Raw genomic sequence first — 14,429 nt, forward strand, 5'->3', positions numbered from 1 at the left:
TTTTTTGTCAACGCCGAAACAAATAACAATTATTATGCCAATTCAGTCAAATAATTAATTAATGCTTTATATCGTTGTTGAGTCCTTGGTTTTACTTTAAGTTTTTCTTTTTCAGAGGTTTGCTTTTCTTTGGGTGAACCAGTTTTAGTTCACTTATCAAGTTTTTTGCACCGGCATATTTATCCATAATAAAGAGTACGTAGCGTATATCAACCATAATATTTCTGCAAATACTTGGATCGTAATAGATATCGCTCATGGTTCCTTCCCAAACCCTGTCAAAATTAAGTCCTATTAAGTTTCCATTAGCGTCTATAGCAGGGCTTCCTGAGTTGCCTCCAGTAGTGTGATTTGTACCAATAAAGTTAACAGGCATTTTTCCGTTTTCTCCATAGGGTCCGTAATCTTTGGTTTTATATAAGTCTATCAATTTGGCTGGAACATCAAATTCATAATCTCCGGGAATGTATTTCTCCATTACCCCATCTAAATAGGTTATTGGTGTGTAAAGCGTAGCGTCTTTAGGCTCGTATCCTTTTACTCTTCCATAAGTAACTCGCAATGTACTATTGGCATCTGGGAAAATTCTGCTGTCTTTGTTTAATTCCAATTGCGCTTTCATGTACGTGCGTTGTAGCGCTGTAACTTTCAAATTGATTTCGTCGTATTTTGGCGCGACTTCTTTTGAATATTTATCAGCTAATTCTTTTACCAGCAGGAAGCCTGGGTCATTGTTTAAATTCGTTAAAACGGTTTGTGTATCGCCACTTAATAATGCTTTTAGACCAACGTAATTTTTTAGTCTGGATTTGCTGTAAATTTCCGAAGCTAAATTTTTAGCGTTTACATTCATCAAACTTTGTGGTAAAAATTGTTTTGGAGATTTGGCAGCATACAATTCAATCAATTGTTCAAAAACTTTTTCATCAACAGTTGCATTAAAATCTTTGTAGAAAGCTTCCTGACCAGTTAGCAAATTGTTTTTTCGGTCAGTGAAAGATTGTTCTCCTTTTGTTTTGTAAACTTGCTCCAGCTGATACAATTTGTAACCAACACTTAATAATTCGGTGTTAAGTTGTACAACTTCTGTAAAATAATCTCTTGCAGAAGCGTATGGCGCTATTTCTGCGTAGTTTTTTTCGAAATCGACTAATAGTGTTCCGTATTCTTTTTCTTTGCCTGCTTTTGATATTTTCTGCTGAAAGGCTTTTTCAGATTCTCTTTTTATAGCTACAGCATTTGATTTTTTTAAGCCTTGAGTTTCTCCAATCCATTTTTTCCAAGAATTGGCAATTCGGGCATATTTAGAGGCATATTGAATTTTAATGGCATTGTCTTTTCTCATGAAACCATCAGCCACTTTCAATGCTTTGTCTCTGATTTCGATTTTTGCAGGATTTAATTCGTTTACAATTTGCTCAATCGCAACAGAGGGTAAATATTCATTCGTTTTTCCTGGATAACCAAAAACCAATGTAAAATCATCTTCGGCTACACCATCAAGTGATATTGGCAAGAAGTGTTTAGGCGTGTAAGGAACATTGTCTTTCGAATACGCAGCCGGATGATTGTTTTTGTCCGCATAAATTCTAAACAATGAAAAATCTCCCGTATGACGCGGCCAAACCCAATTGTCAGTATCAGAACCAAATTTCCCTATTGAGGAAGGCGGAGCACCTACCAAACGTACATCGGAAAAAGTTTCTGTTACAAAAAGCATGTATTGATTGCCTTCGTAAAACGTACGGATTTTATTTTCCTGCCAATTTTCTTTTGGTAAAGAATTAGTAAGTGCCGTAATATTTGCTTGAATTTTGTTTTGTTTTTCTGATTCACTGGTTAGAGCAGCAGTTCCTTCTAAAACTAATGGGGTCACATCTTCGATTTTTACAATAAAAGAGACGGTTAAGTTTTTATTAGGCAACTCGTCTTCCATTTTGTAAGCCCAAAATCCATCAGTCAAGTAATCATGTTCTACTGTAGAATGCGATTGAATTTGTGAAAATCCACAATGATGATTCGTTAAAATTAATCCTTTTGGAGAAATAACTTCAGAGGTACAGCCGCCATTAAAGTGCGGAACGGCATCTTTCATGCTCGATTGATTGACATCGTAAATCTCTTTGACAGACATTTTCATGCCTAAATTTTTCATTTCTGTTTCATTCATTCCCTTCAAAAGCGAAGGAATCCACATGCCGCCCTGCTGCGCTTGCGTCTGAATGACAAATAGTACTAAGAATAATTTTAAAAATTTCATGGTATTAAATTTAGGGTGTAATTTTATTTAATTTTGTACTTCATCAATTTTCTGTTGTGCACCTCAAAATCGTGCGCAAGGTACAATTTTTGTGCTTTTTCATTGTGCTGTTCCACTTCCAGATAAACCAGTTCTAACGATAGTTTGGGACTTTCGTTTAGAATGAATTCAAGAGCTTTACTGCCAATTCCTTTGCCTCTCGTTTCTTTGGTCAAATACAATTCGTCTAAAAAAGCAATTTTTCCTTGGTATTCAAAACTAAAAACAAAGGTCAGGATAATGTAGCCTACAATTTCAGTATCGGATACAATGAGCCAAGATTGACCCAGATTTTCATTGGAAATAAATTCTTGAAATAAAGCTTTGGAAACGTCAATGTTAATAGGATAATTATCAATCGCATAAAACTCTTGCATCAGGGTTACAATCGTTTCGATATCAGAAATTGCTAACGGTTTAAATTGAATCATTCAAGAGGTGATTTAGAATAATGGCTGTAGCTCCTTTATTCATTTGTACAAAAGTGCTGCACATGTGTCCTTTTTCGTGCCGGATGTCATTATTCTGGATGAGGTTTTTAAATGCTTCGTCTAGCTCTTTATTATTGTTGATAGAAATACACGCTTCCATATTGACCAGTGCTGTTGCTTCTGCAAAATGTGAATAGTTGGGGCCAATGAGTATTGGGACGCCAAAAGTTGCCGGCTCCAGTAAATTATGAACTCCAGAATTCCCAAAACCACCGCCTACATACGCAATATCCGCATAACTGTAGATTTTTGTCAAAATCCCAATTGTGTCAATGATAAAAACATCAAAATCAGCGAGATTTTGTCCTTCTTTTTCAGAGAATAAAACGGTTTTTTTGGTGATGCTGTTTTTTAATTGCTGAACTTGTTCTTCTTTAATATTATGGGGAGCAATTATAAATTTGACATTTAATGTATTCGAATTAATAAAATCTACTAATAAATTTTCATCTTTCGGCCACGAACTTCCCACAACAATGGTTAAAGTGTTGTTTTTAAACTGAGCAATAAAACCCAAGGAATTGTCTTTTTCTAAAATTGCGGCAACTCGGTCAAATCGGGTGTCCCCAGAAACGGAAACATTCGTTTTACCCACTTGTTGCAGTAATTTTTTTGAAGTTTCATTTTGTACAAAAAAGTAAGTAAATGTATTTAATGCTTCTCTGTAAAAGCCGCCGTACCATTTGAAAAACAGTTGATTTTTTCTAAGAATTCCAGAAATTAAATAGGTTTTAGTATTTGATTTTTTTAGCTCAGCTAAATAATTGGGCCAGTATTCATATTTAATGAAAAACACCAAATCTGGATGAACGAGTTTCAGAAACTGCTGGACATTTTTCTTAGTATCCAAAGGCAAATAAACCGTAACATCAGCAACGATATTGTTTTTACGAACTTCATAACCCGAAGGCGAAAAAAAAGTAAGTACAATTTTGTGTGAAGGGAATTGCTCTTTTATTTTTTCAATTACGGGTAAACCTTGCTCATACTCGCCTAAGGAGGCAGCATGAAACCAGATCGTTTTATCGGTAGGTTTTATTTTTTGTTCCAAAACAGGAAAAACCAGTTTGCGGCCTTCCACAAAAAGTTTCATTTTTGGACTGAAAAGAGCTGCGATTTTTAATAAAAAACCAGCTATTTGAACAATTAGATTGTAGAGAAAAAGCATTGTTGAAATTTTGAGCTAAAATACGTTTTCTTTAGGTTTTTTTGTTTCAGCAGCAATATATAAATTTTGGTTGTCAGGAATTCAGTTTTTATTTCATAGGAATAATATCGTTTTTTAATGTGGGTCGCATTGGTTTCAACTCATAAATAACTATTTTTGTTCTTCGTTTTAAGAAAGTGTTTGCTGTTTCTTGAAACCTTAAAATAACGTCACCCTGAGCTCAGTCGAAGGGCGAACTTTAACAAAAATTTCAATGAAAAAAATCCAAATGGTTGACTTAAAAAGTCAATATGATAAAATTGCAGTCACTGTAAATGCCTCTATTCAGGAGGTTCTGGACACAAATACTTATATTAATGGACCTCAAGTTCATCAGTTTCAAAAATCTTTAGAAGAATATCTTGACGTAAAACACGTAATTCCTTGTGCTAATGGAACAGATGCATTGCAAATTGCAATGATGGGATTGGATTTAAAACCAGGAGATGAGGTAATCACTGCCGATTTTACTTTTGCAGCGACAGTGGAAGTAATTGCTTTACTGCAATTGACACCAGTTTTAGTCGATGTGGATATGTTTAATATGAATATTTCTATTGAAGGAATTAAACGCGCCATTACGCCAAAAACAAAAGCAATTGTACCCGTACATTTGTTTGGCCGTGCTGCCAATATGGAAGCTATTATGGCTATCGCCAATGAATATAATTTATACGTTATTGAGGATAATGCGCAAGCGATTGGAGCGAATTGTAAATTTTCGGACGGGACTAAAAAGAAAGCAGGAACGATTGGACATGTAGGAGCGACTTCATTTTTTCCTTCTAAAAATCTGGGATGTTACGGAGACGGTGGAGCCATTTTTACAAATGATGATGCATTGGCCCACAAACTTCGCGGCATTGTAAACCACGGAATGTACGAACGTTATCACCATGATGTTGTAGGTGTGAATTCACGTTTAGACAGTATTCAAGCCGCAGTTTTGAACGCTAAATTACCTTTGTTAGACGCGTACAGTAAAGCCAGACAAGATGCAGCCAGAAAATATTCAACTGCTTTTGAAGGACATAAGAATATAATTGCACCAAGTATTTGTGCTATTTGTGACTGCCATGTTTTTCATCAATATACATTGCGAATTGTTGATGCAGATAGAAACGGTTTAATGCAGCACTTGCTGGACAAAGGCATTCCTTGTGCTATTTATTATCCAATTCCGTTGCATTCTCAAAAAGCATATTTGGATTCCAGATATAAAGAGGAAGATTTTCCCGTTACTAATCAATTGGTTAAAGAAGTAATTTCGTTACCGATGCATACAGAATTAGATGACGAACAAATTAAATTTATTACGGATAGCGTTTTAGAGTTTTTGAAATAATATAGAGACGCAATTTATTGCGTCTTTTTTATGTGGTATAAATATTAAGAGATGCTATAAATTGCGTCTGTACAAAAAGTAATCATGAAAATATTAGTTACAGGAGGTTTGGGGTTTATTGGTTCGCACACCGTTGTCGAATTACAAAATGAGGGTTTTGAAGTAGTAATTGTAGATAATTTATCGAATACATCTTTAAATGTGTTGGATGGAATTCAAAATATTACCGGAAAAGTTCCCGCTTTCGAAAAGTTAGATTTACGCGAAAAGGATAAGGTTCAGGACTTTTTCAAAAGACATTATGATATTTCAGGTGTGATTCATTTTGCTGCTTCAAAAGCGGTGGGCGAAAGCGTAGAAAATCCGTTACTGTATTATGAAAATAACATCAATGCGTTAGTTTATATTTTGCAGGAATTACAGCAAAAACCAGAAGCAAATTTCATTTTCAGTTCGTCTTGTACGGTGTATGGTCAAGCTGAAACAATGCCAATTACCGAAAATGCGCCAGTACAACAGCCAATTTCCCCTTATGGGAATACCAAAAAAATTGGAGAAGAAATCATTATTGATACTGCCAAAGTAACCAATGTCAATGCAATTTTATTGCGTTATTTTAATCCAATAGGAGCGCATGCTTCTACTGAAATTGGAGAATTGCCCATTGGAGTTCCTCAGAATTTAGTGCCGTTTATTACGCAAACTGGTTTTGGATTGCGCAAAGAATTAGCGGTTTACGGAGATGATTACCCAACTCCAGACGGAACAGCAGTACGCGATTATATTCATGTAGTAGATTTGGCAAAAGCCCATGTGATTGCTTTACAACGATTATTGAATAAAAAAAATACCGCCAAAGTAGAAACTTTTAATTTGGGAACCGGAACCGGAAGCTCCGTTTTAGAAGTGATCAATACTTTCGAAAAAGTGAGCGGTAAAAAACTGCCTTACAAAATTGTAGGTCGCAGAGAGGGAGATATAACTTCGGCTTACGCCAATACGGATAAAGCCAATACAGTCCTGGGATGGAAAGCACAATCGACGCTTGAAGAAGCGATGGCTAGTGCTTGGAAATGGGAACAAAAGATTAGAAGTTAACAAAAAGGGCTGTCAAACGATAGCCCTTTTTTTAATTATTTTTTTGCCGCTTCTTTCAGTTTTTCTGCGGCTTGATTCATTTTTTCAGCACCTTTTTCAAGAACTTGTCCTGCTTTGACCTTGGTAGAATCAGCTGCGGCATTAACTTTTACAGCCGCTGTATCTATAGCTTCTTCCATTTCATTACCAACGGCTTCTGTAGCCTCTTTTACTTCGTCTTTTGTTTCTTTTTTGCAAGAAGTCATTAAGGTGGCAATACATGCTAATCCTAAAAGTGCTTTTTTCATTTTTTTTATTTTAAAAAATTAAAATTGATTTTAACTCGTTTTATAAAGATAAAAAAAATCCTCACAAACTCTTGTTTGTGAGGATACTATTTTAAAGCAGAATTGAATACTAATTATGCATTTGCAGTGACTGCTTCTTTATCAATTTTTCCAATTAATCCAGCCAATACTTTTCCGGGACCTACTTCAGTAAATAAAGTCGCTCCGTCAGCAATCATTTGTTGTACCGATTGCGTCCATTTTACAGGAGCAGTCAATTGAATGATTAGGTTTTTTTTGATTTCGTCAGCATCAGAAACTGCGCTAGCTGTTACATTTTGGTATACCGGACAAATAGGAGTAGCAAAAGTAGTTGCTTCAATAGCGGCGGCTAGTTCTTCACGAGCCGGTTCCATCATTGGAGAGTGAAAAGCACCACCAACAGGTAATAATAATGCGCGTTTTGCACCCGCTGCTTTCATCGCTTCGCACGCTTTTTCTACTGCTGATGTTTCTCCTGAAATTACTAATTGCCCAGGGCAGTTATAATTTGCAGCGACTACAATTCCGTCAATCGAAGCACAAACCTCTTCCACAATAGTGTCAGCCAATCCTAAAACGGCTGCCATAGTAGATGGTTTTATTTCGCAGGCTTTTTGCATTGCCAAAGCGCGTTGTGAAACCAGTTTCAATCCGTCTTCAAAAGACAAAGCACCGTTTGCCACTAATGCCGAAAATTCACCCAATGAATGTCCCGCTACCATTTCTGGTTTGAAATCCTCCCCTAAAGTTTTTGCTAAAATCACTGAATGTAAGAAAACTGCCGGTTGTGTCACTTTGGTTTCTTTTAATTCCTCGGCCGTTCCTTCAAACATGATGTCTGTGATGCGGAAGCCTAAAATTGCGTTGGCTTTTTCGAATAATTCTTTTGCAAGAGCAGAATTTTCATATAAGTCTTTACCCATTCCTGTGAATTGTGCGCCTTGACCTGGAAATACGTATGCTTTCATGTGTCTAATTTAAAGATTGAAAAATATAAAAATTGAAAAATGAATTTCAATCGGAATGCAAAAATACTGTTTTTTGCTGTATTTAAAACTATCGATGCAACTCCTTTTGCTAATGAAAAAAAGCATTCTCTTTACAGAATTGTACATTCAATCCAAAAAAAAATCCACTCAAATTAATGAGTGGATTTTCGCCAAAATCAAAAACTAAAGAACGAAATAAGTATTGTTTAAAGGTTGTACATGATGTGCTTTTGCTTCATAAACAGGTATTTCTCCATCAAATTCATCTCGATATTCGTTCACCATTTGCATGAGGTTTTTTTCAATTGCATTTGAAATGGCACTTACAGGAGTATCTGTAGGTCTGTTTTCAAATGGATCCTGTAAGTGAATAGCCATTTTTTCGATTAAGAAAAAAGCAGCTGCAATGGTTGTCACCAATGGAATTTGAAGCCAGCCAATAATATTAATTAATCCAAAAGGCAATAGGATTATAAACAAACACAGCGCAAATCTAATGTACATGCTATAGGTTGTTGGAAAAATGGTGTTTTTTATACGTTCACATTTACCCATTGAATCACACAGTCGCGTTAATGTATTGTCGATTTCTACTTGTTGGTAAACATTAATTTTATCCGCATTAAGGGCTTTTTTTAAATCTTTGGCGTGTAACATTAAAATGGCATTTGGCACATGTTTGTGTTTCTTTACAAAGCGTAAGTCCTCTTCGTTTAGTAAATCTCTTATTGGTTTAATAGGATCTTTTTCTCGAAGTGCTTGTCCAAGACTGTAGCACCATGCGGCTTGTCTTATTGCAAACTTTTCTTTGAAATCGTTTGCTTCTATTGAAAAATCAGAATCATTATAAAAAACAATAATTTGGCGCAATAACGTTCTGGAATCATTTACAATTGCGCCCCATATTATTCTTGCTTCCCACCAACGGTCATACGCTTGGTTGGATTTAAAGGCCAATAATAATGAAATAATAGTGCCAATTATAGTAGGAATTGCTATAGGAATGTTGATCGCTATAGTTTCGAAGCAATAATGAAAAATTTGAAATGCAAAGCAAAACAAAATGACTAATGTCAATTCTATTTTTATTTTACCCAGCACATATTTCATGGGAATTTTCTTTTTTAGTAACATATACTTTATATTAAAAGTTTGAAAAATTATTTGATTTTTTTTAAGAAATCTCCTCATATAACGAAAGTACAGGTAAGCCTAACATTTCGTTAAGTGCTGTTTTTTCTTTCCGTAGTAATTTTAATTTCTTAGGTTTTCGAGTTTCAATCAAAATGTTTATGTTGTTTTTTGATATCGTATCGGTTAAAAAAAGTTCGCTTTCGGTTGTTTTGGTCTCGCTTACAATTTTCAAAGAAAAAAGGGTATTTACATAAGCTTGTAAATCTTCTGCATGGAGCCTTGAATCTGAATTTTTTATATACAACGCCTGGCTGAATATTTCTTCTCCAAAGTTTGCGTTTGTGTGAAGAATTGGGCATTTGCTATTAGAAATAATTTGGACACAAAAGGAATTGATTCTTTTTTTTGAAGATTTAAAAGAAGGAATGATAATTGTTAATCCAATGTCAAAATGCTCCATTAGATTTTTAAAAACGGGAGAAGCAATACCGTATTGATGGTGAATTTTTAAGGTACAATTTTTAGATTCCAAAATAATTTGTCGGCACATTAGCAAGACATTTTCTTGCATAGCACTTAAATTTTCATTGATGTTTCGTAATAAACTGGCAGAAGAAAACGTATCAGGAATATCTGCAAGTAGCATTAATATAAGCTGGGATGGCTTGCCGTTAGATGATTTTATGGCAATTTTTATCGCATTGATTGTGTCACTTTGTAATGTCGTAGGGATTAGTATATTTTTCATATGTACTAGATTTGATTTCTTTATACATACAAAATAACAGCACCAAGGTTACAAGAACCTTAAATTAAAATTAGAATATCCTAAGAATTCACATTAGAATTTCTAATATTGGCTGTATTGAAAGTAATATTTACAATAGTGCCTTTGTCCGGCTCAGATAGTATTTGAAGTTCTCCATTATGCATCCGGATTATTTTCATGGCAAGCGGTAGCCCTAATCCATAACCATTGTATTTTGATGCTTTTTTGCCTCGAAAAAACGGCTCGTAAAGATGCGGAATATCTTCTGCCGGAATGCCAATGCCAATATCGGTAATTGAAATTTTAATGGTTGAATCGTTTGCCGATAGAGTAACAAAGACAGTCTCGTTGTCAGAATATTTCACGCCATTGGCGATAATGTTATTCAATGAAAGTTCTAATAAGGATTTGTTACACGGAATTTCTAATAAATTCGGATCTTTTGGGATTTTATTAATTTTTATTCTTACTCTGTTATTAGGATAGATTTTATCAATATCCGATTTTACATCCATTAGAAGCTCATCAATTCTTACAACATCTAATAATTGTTTTTTTCCGTCATAACCGGTTTGTGTCAGTTTCAAAAGACTTTCCGTAAGATCTCCCAGTCGTGAGGCCTGACTGTGAATGTTTTCTAAAGAAGAAATATATTCCGGAACGCTTCTTTCTTTTAAGAGCATGATCTCGGCTTCGGCTATTATAGTTGTTACCGGCGTTTTTAGTTCATGTGAAGCATTATTGATAAAATTAGCTTGGATTTCAAATGAGGTTTCCAGTCGGTCCAGCATATTGTTAAATGTCTTTATCAAATCACCAATTTCATCGGTGCTTTTGCTTTCGGGAAGTCTATTGTGCAGGTTTGATGCGCTTATTCTTTTTACTTCGTATGTAATTCTGGCCACTGGATTTATAACTCTTCTTGCTAGAAATCTACCAAGAAAATAAGCCAATAGTATAAAAGCCAATCCTCCAAAAAATAGAATTTGAATAATATAAATACTGCTGACATTTCCTCTTCGGTCTATTGCAGTTATGATTACAATATATTTTTGATTGGATTCCGTAAAAGTCTGAGCATAAAAATAGCGGTTACTGTTTTCAATCCAATTAGAACCATTGGCCATCACTTTTGTATAGAAATCAGCCGGTAAACTAAGATTGGTGTTGTATTCAAATGTGTTTTTTCCACTGACTTTAAGAACAAAATCTTGTTCATCAATCAGTTCTTCAAGTCCATTTGCTTTAAACTCTTTGAAATAGCGGGTTTTTACAGGATCATTTTGATAATGAATCGATGCGGCAATTTTGGCTCGATCTTGTAATCTTTTTAAAAAATGATATTGGTTGTTTTGTTTAAACAGAAAGAAAACCACTAAACTCAATAAAAGTGTACTGAGGGTTGAAAGCGCAATATAGGTAAAGGTAATTTTTTTCTTAATCTGCATTTTTTATGGTTTCAGTATATAACCCAAGCCTTTCATGGTGTGAATTAATTTAGTGTCATACGGTTTGTCAATTTTTTTTCTCAAATAGTTAATGTAGACATCAATTACATTTGTATTCATGTCAAAATTAATGTCCCAAACATTGTCTAAAAGTTGTTCACGGGATAAAATAGTTTCACAGTTGATGGCCAGATAATATAAAAGTTTAAATTCTTTGGCTGTTAATACAATGGTGTCGCCATTTCGGGTTACCGATTTTGTTTTAGAATTAATTTGAAGATCAGCAATAGTGATGATTTCATTTGGCTTCTGTACTTGACCGGCTCTTCTGGAAAGTGCATTGACTCTTGCGTCAAGTTCCAGGAATTTAAAGGGTTTTAATAAATAATCATCGGCTCCGGAATTCAATCCATTGATTATATTTTCAGTGCTTCCTAAAGCCGTTAATAACAAAATGGGAACAAAGTTTTTAGCGGCTCTCAAACGTCTGCAAATCTCAATACCATTAATGTCAGGTAACATCACATCCAGTATTACGACATCAAAATTATGATTTGAGAGTAAATCTAGTGCTGTTGTGCCATCAAGTGCAATACTTACTTCGTGATTTTTTTCTGAAAACCCTTTACGGATAATTGACGAAAGATTAGGTTCATCTTCAACGATTAATAACTTCATTAGCATTACGATTTCTACAAATCTAATGATTAAACTTTTGTTTTTTTTTCAAAATACCTTTGCTAAACTAATATTAACAAAATCTTATAGATAGTTGCAAGTTCTATTGTGTGTTTTTATATCTAAATGAGGGGACAATTTTTCAGGTTCATTATTAATTTATTGCGATTTTGTTTTGTAACATTTTTTCTTTTTTGGTTACTAATGAAGTATAAAAAATAACAGCTTTATGAAAAAAATAGTCTCCATTGTTTTCTTACTCCTTTTTGGTTTTTTGCTTTTTTACATCAACCTGCCAGTAATTAATTATGGATTTACGGGTTTTGCGATCATATTGTTGTTATTGGTTATTCTTGGAACAGTGTTTTCTCTAGGATTGACAGTTTCTCAGCAAACCAAGCAAGTCAAGATTGTTTCCAGACCCAATACGGTTTTGTATATTCTGGCAGGAATACTTTTAGTGTATTGTATTGCGCTTCCTTTTGTAACAAGCTTGAAAATGTTCAGAAGTGATTCGTATCAAAAATTAATAGGCGAGGTTAAAAACGGTCAAAAAATAACCAATCATATTGCTCCCATTTCTATTGATAAAATCCGTGTGGTTGATGAGGAACTGGCCCATCTTTTGGGAGAGAAAATTTTAGGTTCACAACCAGCTTTGGGAAGCCAAGTAGAATTAGGGGAATTTTGTATCCAAAAAGTAAATAACAACTTGTACTGGGTTGCACCATTACTGCATTCAGGTTTTTTAAAATGGTTTAACAACCAAGAGGGAACTGCGGGATATGTGATGGTTTCTGCAACCAATGAACGTGATGTGAAACTGGTTCAGAGTGTATCAGGGAAGGAAATTAAAATTAAGTACCAGCAGGGTGCTTATTTTCAAAGTGACATTCACAGACATGTTTATTGCAATGGAAATGCTACTGTTGGTCTGGCTGATTTTAGTTTTGAAATTGATGATGCTGGAAATCCGTTTTGGATTGTCACTAAATATGTGAAAAAAATTGGTTTCTCCGGAAAAGAAGCAACAGGTGTAATTGTGGTTGATGCGCAATCTGGGGCAATAAAGGAATATTCAATTGCTGAAACACCAAAATGGGTAGATCGAATTCAGCCTTTGGATTTCATAGAAGATCAGCTGAACGATTGGGGAGAATATGTTCACGGGTATTGGAATTTTTCTAATCAGGATAAACTTAAAATCACTGAAGGATTGACATTGGTATACGGGAAAGACAATAAATCCTATTGGTATACGGGATTGACTTCGGTGGGGAAAGAAGAATCGGCTGTTGGTTTTGTATTGGTCGATACCAGAACCAAAGAAACAACCTTTTATAAGCAAGGTGGCGCAACAGAATTTGCTGCTCAAAGCTCAGCACAGGGAAAAGTTCAGGAAAAAGGCTATAAGGCTTCGTTGCCTATTCCGTATAATATCAATAACATTCCCACCTATGTAATGACGCTTAAAGATGACGGTGGATTGGTTAAAATGTTTGCGATGGTCGCTATCTCAGATTATACCATAGTGGGCGTGGGTAATACGATGCGAGAAACCTTGACTTCGTTTAAAAACGTCTATAATATGGCGGATAATAAAATAAATCCGAACAGTGTTTCCAATAAAAAATCGCTGAAATCTGTGGTAACCCGAATCCAGAATGATGTGAAAAACGGAAACAGCTTTTATTATTTTAAGGTGAAAGATTATCCTAATATTTTTGTGGGTTCTTCACAAATATCCAATCAATTGCCGGTGACAATGGTGGGTGACAGCGTAACAATCTCTTTCGATATAGATTTAGAAGAAGTAATTGATATTTCGAGTTTTGAGAATATCAATTTGAAAACGAGTATGAAATCGAAATAATTAATAAAGGGCTTAAAGAATTTTCTTTAAGCCCTTTATTTTATTTTTTTGGCAGTAATTTGAATGAGGTGACTTTGAATTTATTGTCAACCACTTTACCAACGACTTCCGCATTTCTAATAGCAGCACAAAAGCCATCACTGGCATGCGCATCTCCATGCGAGTCGATAGAACTTCCGTCAACAAAATAGGATTTTCCATCAATGCGAACGGCTAATTCACAACCGTGACCTTCCATTCCAAACTGGCACTGTCCGCATGAAGCTTCAACAATTTGAGGTTTTGGTTCTTCTTTTTTATCCTGAGCGCTAGCAAGTGTTGCCGAGAACAAAATAGCTAAGTATAGTATCTTTTTCATAAAGGATTAAATTTTACTTTAGCTAAGATACAGGTTTTTTACAACGAATAATTTTTAAACATATAAATCCACAATAATCGGGAAAGGCGAATATTAATAGAAGCCATGGCGATAATCACCACCGCAATAATTGGAATAATTCTTAAATCGAAAGTTTCGGTAAAGAAGAATTGGGCAATAACATAGGTCGCAATTCCTTGGGCTACCGTTAAACCATAATTGACATACATGGCTCCAAAAAAGTAACCAGGTTCTTTTTCGAATTTATAATTGCAATGAGAACAATATTCGTTCATTTTGGGAAATCCAAAATTAAAAAATATACTTTTTTCATTGAAAACTTTGCCTTTAAGACAATGAGGGCAATCATTATTCAGGATGTGTACAATAGAATTTGACATCGTTATCATTTTTATCAAAGGTATTTCTTAT

General features: G+C 34.8%; 14 protein-coding genes. 3 read left to right on the forward strand and 11 right to left on the reverse strand.

The genetic code is table 11. The annotated features are described in order from the left end of the window. Window positions 1-91: 91 nt before the first annotated feature. The 3 genes from ACNQGD_RS01505 to ACNQGD_RS01515 are packed head-to-tail and all read right to left on the reverse strand — an operon-like array spanning window position 92 to window position 3,958. The gene (locus tag ACNQGD_RS01505; protein ID WP_417998063.1) at window positions 92-2,260 is read right to left on the reverse strand and encodes a S46 family peptidase; all 2,169 of its coding nucleotides are present in this window, start codon (window positions 2,258-2,260) and stop codon (window positions 92-94) included. Window positions 2,261-2,283: 23 nt separating this feature from the next. Further along, complete coding sequence (locus ACNQGD_RS01510; RefSeq protein WP_417998064.1) at window positions 2,284-2,730, reverse strand: GNAT family N-acetyltransferase; 447 nt, start codon at window positions 2,728-2,730, stop codon at window positions 2,284-2,286. Further along, window positions 2,717-3,958 (reverse strand): 3-deoxy-D-manno-octulosonic acid transferase, encoded by a 1,242-nt coding sequence (locus ACNQGD_RS01515; RefSeq protein ID WP_417998065.1) that lies wholly within the window; start codon window positions 3,956-3,958, stop codon window positions 2,717-2,719. The genes ACNQGD_RS01510 and ACNQGD_RS01515 overlap by 14 nt, the downstream gene beginning before the upstream one ends. Before the next feature lie 253 nt (window positions 3,959-4,211). On the opposite strand from ACNQGD_RS01515, the gene ACNQGD_RS01520 reads away from it, so the two are divergent. Both ACNQGD_RS01520 and galE read left to right on the forward strand, forming a co-directional pair. Further along, window positions 4,212-5,342 carry a DegT/DnrJ/EryC1/StrS family aminotransferase gene (locus ACNQGD_RS01520; RefSeq protein WP_417998066.1) on the forward strand — a complete coding sequence of 377 codons (1,131 nt, stop codon included), beginning with the start codon at window positions 4,212-4,214 and terminating at the stop codon, window positions 5,340-5,342. Window positions 5,343-5,426: 84 nt separating this feature from the next. Further along, window positions 5,427-6,440 (forward strand): UDP-glucose 4-epimerase GalE, encoded by a 1,014-nt coding sequence (galE, locus tag ACNQGD_RS01525; protein ID WP_417995988.1) that lies wholly within the window; start codon window positions 5,427-5,429, stop codon window positions 6,438-6,440. Window positions 6,441-6,475: 35 nt separating this feature from the next. Here galE and ACNQGD_RS01530 read toward each other — a convergent pair whose 3' ends face one another. From ACNQGD_RS01530 to ACNQGD_RS01555, 6 genes are all read right to left on the reverse strand, one after another. After that, on the reverse strand, window positions 6,476-6,727 hold the full coding sequence (locus tag ACNQGD_RS01530; protein WP_417995282.1) for a hypothetical protein: 252 nt from the start codon (window positions 6,725-6,727) through the stop codon (window positions 6,476-6,478). 113 nt (window positions 6,728-6,840) lie between these two features. Next, entirely contained in the window at window positions 6,841-7,716 is an 876-nt protein-coding gene (gene fabD, locus ACNQGD_RS01535) for an ACP S-malonyltransferase (protein ID WP_417995989.1), read from the reverse strand. Between the two features lie 204 nt (window positions 7,717-7,920). Then, on the reverse strand, window positions 7,921-8,871 hold the full coding sequence (locus ACNQGD_RS01540) for a bestrophin family protein (protein WP_417998067.1): 951 nt from the start codon (window positions 8,869-8,871) through the stop codon (window positions 7,921-7,923). A gap of 40 nt (window positions 8,872-8,911) precedes the next feature. Next, window positions 8,912-9,619 (reverse strand): hypothetical protein, encoded by a 708-nt coding sequence (locus tag ACNQGD_RS01545; RefSeq protein WP_417998068.1) that lies wholly within the window; start codon window positions 9,617-9,619, stop codon window positions 8,912-8,914. Between the two features lie 80 nt (window positions 9,620-9,699). Further along, window positions 9,700-11,088 carry a HAMP domain-containing sensor histidine kinase gene (locus ACNQGD_RS01550; protein ID WP_417995992.1) on the reverse strand — a complete coding sequence of 463 codons (1,389 nt, stop codon included), beginning with the start codon at window positions 11,086-11,088 and terminating at the stop codon, window positions 9,700-9,702. A gap of 3 nt (window positions 11,089-11,091) precedes the next feature. Then, complete coding sequence (locus tag ACNQGD_RS01555; RefSeq protein WP_417995993.1) at window positions 11,092-11,766, reverse strand: response regulator transcription factor; 675 nt, start codon at window positions 11,764-11,766, stop codon at window positions 11,092-11,094. 229 nt (window positions 11,767-11,995) lie between these two features. Between ACNQGD_RS01555 and ACNQGD_RS01560 the strand changes: the two genes are divergently transcribed. Next, complete coding sequence (locus ACNQGD_RS01560; RefSeq protein ID WP_417998069.1) at window positions 11,996-13,639, forward strand: hypothetical protein; 1,644 nt, start codon at window positions 11,996-11,998, stop codon at window positions 13,637-13,639. A 40-nt stretch (window positions 13,640-13,679) separates the two neighbouring features. On the opposite strand, the gene ACNQGD_RS01565 is transcribed toward ACNQGD_RS01560, so the two are convergent. Then, the gene (locus ACNQGD_RS01565; protein ID WP_417998070.1) at window positions 13,680-13,997 is read right to left on the reverse strand and encodes a DUF6370 family protein; all 318 of its coding nucleotides are present in this window, start codon (window positions 13,995-13,997) and stop codon (window positions 13,680-13,682) included. A 38-nt stretch (window positions 13,998-14,035) separates the two neighbouring features. Beyond that, a complete protein-coding gene (locus tag ACNQGD_RS01570) occupies window positions 14,036-14,398 on the reverse strand; it encodes a DUF983 domain-containing protein (protein ID WP_417998071.1) in 363 nt (120 codons plus the stop codon). Between the last annotated feature and the right edge of the window lie 31 nt (window positions 14,399-14,429).

Origin of the sequence: Flavobacterium glucosi (genome assembly GCF_048286535.1) — a bacterium.
Lineage (GTDB): Bacteria > Bacteroidota > Bacteroidia > Flavobacteriales > Flavobacteriaceae > Flavobacterium.